Below are 3,915 nucleotides of genomic sequence, written 5' to 3'. Positions count from 1 at the left end.
GTTGCGCCTGCCGGTTACCCCGCCTGCCGGCTGCCGCGTCGTCCGGCGGACGTCTCCCCGGCGGGCGCAAGGCCTCAGGCTTGCCGTCGGAGGCTATGAGGGTGACGGCGTGCCTTCTGCCTCTCCGACAGCGCCGGGTCCCAGGCTCTAGGCTTGGCGGTGCAGACCCGGCAACCCCGTCCCTGCCCCGCCCCCGTTCGCCGACGGCGGCGCCCGCAGCCCACCGCCAGCGATCCGAGAGGAGCCCGGAGATGGCCGACCCGTCCGCGACCCGGCGGCGGAAGCTCCGGCGCGACATCGTCGGAGACCGGCGCCGCGGCGCGATCGTCGATCTGCTGACGGCTCAGCCGTCCCAGGTCTCGGTCGGCGACCTGGCCGATCAGTTCGGGGTGTCACTCGCCACCATCCGGCGCGACCTGTCCGACCTGGAAGAGCAGAACCTGATCACCCGCACCTACGGCGGGGCCGCGCTGGCACCGCCCCGGACCGAGCTGGACATGCGGGAGCGCGAGCTGGTCAACGCCGAGGCGAAGAAGGCGATCGGCGGCTGGGCCGCCCAGGTGATCGAGGACGACGAGGTGGTGATCCTCGACGCCGGCTCGACGACCGAGCAGATCGCGGTCTACCTGGGCAACCGGCCGGTCACCGTGGTGACCAACGGGCTCCGGGTGATCAACCGACTGGTCAACCACGACCTGGTCCGGGTGCTGGTGCTCGGCGGCGCGCTGCGCGGGTTCAACGAGACCATTCACGGCGGCGAGGCCGAAGCCATGCTGCGCCGCATCTACGCCCGGCGAGCCTTCGTCGGCGCCGACGCCCTCGACCCGGTGCGGGGGGTCGCCTCACGGACCTACGAGCAGTCCCGGCTGAAGTCGTTGATGATCGAGAACGCCGCCGAGCTCTACGTGGTGGCCGACGCCTCCAAGCTCGCCGAGAGCAGCTTCAACTATTGGACGCCGCTGCCGCGGCAATGGACGCTGGTCACCAGCGGCGACGCCCCGATCGACTACCTGTCGGCCCTGCAGGCCGCCGGCGCCACCCCGGTGCTCTGCCGCTGAACCACGCCGCGTCCCCGCCCCCGCTCGGCAGTGCGGAACGGAGAACTACGATGGTCCCGGCTCGGTCAGAGGAGGCGGCCATGACAACGATCAGTCGCAGCAGTTGGGACACCAACCAGGATCGCCCCGGAAGTCCCGAACGACGACAGCCGCTCGAGCTGATCTGGGCCCGCTACACCGGCGGCATCCCCCGTCCCGACACCGACCTGGCCGCGGCGGTCGAGGAAGCCAAGAGCGGCGACGGCTACATCTGGATCGGCCTGCACAACCCCAGCGAGCAGACCATGGGACGCCTCGGCGGCCAGCTCGGCCTGCACGAACTGGCCATCGAGGACGCCGTGCACGGGCATCGCCGATCCAAGCTGGAACGCTTCGACGAGCACCTGTTCTTCGTGGTCTCCACCGTCGCCTACCAGGAGCGGGACGCCGACGCGCCGCCGGAAATCGTCACCACCGGCGAGCTGATGGTGTTCCTCGGCGACTGGTACGCGATGACGTCCCGGCACAGTGGACCGTCCCGGATGCCGGAGGTGCGGGCGCTGGTCGAGCAGGAATCCGACGACATGCCGCGCGGCCCGTCCCGGGTGCTCTACTCCTGCCTGTCGGTGGCGATCGACGACTTCGAGCGGGTCGCCGAACAGATGGAGGACGACGTCGAGGACTGCGAGCAGCTGGTCTTCGGCGACCGCCGCGAGCCCGACCTGGAACGGACCTATCAGATCAAGCGGGAACTGATCGAGTTCCGGCGCTGCGTCGCCCCGCTCTGCGCACCGTTGACCGCGCTCTACACCCGCGAGTTCGGTCAGATCCACGACAACGCCAAGCCGTACTTCCGCGAGCTCGCCGATCGCGTCCAGGCCGTCCGGGAGACCGTGATGGCGCTGGAGGACCAGCTGACCAACATCTTGCAGACGGCGCTGGCCCGGGCCAGCTTCGACGACAACCGGGACATGCGGAAGATCTCCTCCGCGGTGGCGATCGTGGCGGTGCCCACCACCTTGGGCGCGATCTACGGGATGAACTTCGACAACATCCCGGAGCTGCACTGGGGCCAGGGCTACTACGTGGTGATGGCGATGAACGTGATCGGGATGACCGTGCTGTACTTCCTGTTCCGGAAATTCAAGTGGCTGTAGACCCGCAGGCCGAGCCTGTCCCGGTCATGGCCGGACGAGCCTGTCGAGGCCGTCCCATCCCTCACTGGTCGAGCTTGTCGGGGCCTCGTCCTCCGGCGACCGATCCGACCCGCTAACCTCACGCTCGTGAACGCACCTACGAAGACGAAGGTGGTCCTCGACGAGTCGAAGATCCCCACCCACTGGTACAACATCGTCGCCGACCTGCCGGAGGCGCCGCCGCCTCCGCTGCACCCCGGCACCCGCGAGCCGCTCACCCCGGCCGACCTGGAGCCGCTGTTCCCGATGGGGCTGATCGCGCAGGAGGCCAGCACCGAGCGCTGGATCGAGATCCCGCAGGAGATCCGCGACATCTACCGGCTGTGGCGTCCGTCGCCGATGATCCGGGCCTGGCGGCTGGAGCAGGAGCTGGGCACCACGGCCCGGATCTACTACAAGTACGAGGGCGCCTCGCCGGTCGGCTCGCACAAGACCAACTCGGCGGTCGCCCAGGCCTACTTCAACAAGCAGGCCGGACGCACCAAGCTCACCACCGAGACCGGTGCCGGGCAGTGGGGTTCGGCGCTGGCCTTCGCCTGCGACGTGTTCGACCTGGAGTGCGAGGTCTGGCAGGTCCGCTCGTCGTACGAGGGCAAGCCGTACCGGCACGTGCTGATGGAGACCTTCGGGGCCACCGTGCACTCCTCGCCGTCCGAGCTGACCCAGGCCGGACGTGCGCTGCGCGAGCGCTTCCCGGACACCAGCGGCTCGCTGGGCATGGCCATCTCGGAGGCGATCGAGGTGGCGGCCGGCGATCCGAACGCGTCCTACTCGCTGGGTTCGGTGCTCAACCACGTGCTGCTGCACCAGAGCGTGATCGGCCAGGAGGCGCTGCTGCAGCTGTCCGAGTTCGACGAGCAGCAGGCGGACGTGGTGTACGGCTGCGCCGGCGGCGGCTCGAACCTGGGCGGGCTGGCGATGCCGTTCCTGCGGGAGAACCTGTACGGCAACACCACGACCCGGCTGGTGGCCTGCGAGCCGAAGGCGGCGCCGTCGCTGACCGAGGGCGAGTACCGCTACGACTTCGGCGACACCGCGGGCATGACCCCGCTGCTGAAGATGTACACCCTCGGCCCCGACTTCGTGCCCGACCCGGTGCACGCCGGCGGGCTGCGCTACCACGGCATGGCGCCGCTGGTCAGCTTCGTGAAGCACCTGGGGTTGATGGACGCGATCGCGATCGGCCAGCGCGAGGCGTTCGCCGCCGGCGTCCTGTTCGCCCGCACCGAGGGCATCGTGCCGGCCTCGGAGTCCAACCACGCCATCGCCGGGGCACTGCGCGAAGCCCGCCAGGCCGCCGCGGACGGTACCTCCCCGGTGATCGTGATCGGCGTCTCCGGGTCCGGCCAGCTCGACCTGCCGGCCTACTCGGAGTTCCTCGCCGGGGAGATGGCCGACAGCTGACACCCGCCGGGCCGGCGCTCGCGTCGGCCCGGTAGAGCCCTGCCTGACTACCTGGGCCCTCCCGCATGTGGGAGGGCCCAGGTAGTTACGCAGGGCTTTACGGCGGGCGTCCCCGAATCGGGCGTCCCCGAATCGGAGAGGTGGCATCGTCCGCGCCGTTACCACCGGCCGGGTGCCCCTTCCTTCCGCTCGCCTAACTATTGGGGGGTCGGTGAATTCAGCGTGCCCCAAATAGTTTGGGGAGCGGAAGGAAGGGCGAGAGTCAGAGGTTCCGGACC

At 69.7% G+C, this 3,915-nt stretch carries 3 protein-coding genes; all 3 read left to right on the top strand.

The window, feature by feature from the left end; translation table 11 throughout:
- The first annotated feature begins 251 nt into the window (after window positions 1-251).
- The gene (locus QM582_RS05600) at window positions 252-1,058 is read left to right on the top strand and encodes a DeoR/GlpR family DNA-binding transcription regulator (RefSeq protein ID WP_415082513.1); all 807 of its coding nucleotides are present in this window, start codon (window positions 252-254) and stop codon (window positions 1,056-1,058) included.
- A gap of 80 nt (window positions 1,059-1,138) precedes the next feature.
- Window positions 1,139-2,194: a magnesium and cobalt transport protein CorA gene (locus QM582_RS05595; protein ID WP_415082511.1), complete on the top strand. Its 1,056-nt coding sequence runs from the start codon at window positions 1,139-1,141 to the stop codon at window positions 2,192-2,194.
- Between the two features lie 126 nt (window positions 2,195-2,320).
- On the top strand, window positions 2,321-3,637 hold the full coding sequence (locus QM582_RS05590; protein WP_415082509.1) for a TrpB-like pyridoxal phosphate-dependent enzyme: 1,317 nt from the start codon (window positions 2,321-2,323) through the stop codon (window positions 3,635-3,637).
- Window positions 3,638-3,915: the final 278 nt, after the last annotated feature.

The organism is Micropruina sp., assembly GCF_047607385.1.
Taxonomy (GTDB): domain Bacteria; phylum Actinomycetota; class Actinomycetes; order Propionibacteriales; family Propionibacteriaceae; genus Micropruina.
This window is presented reverse-complemented; position numbering and strand designations above follow the sequence as displayed.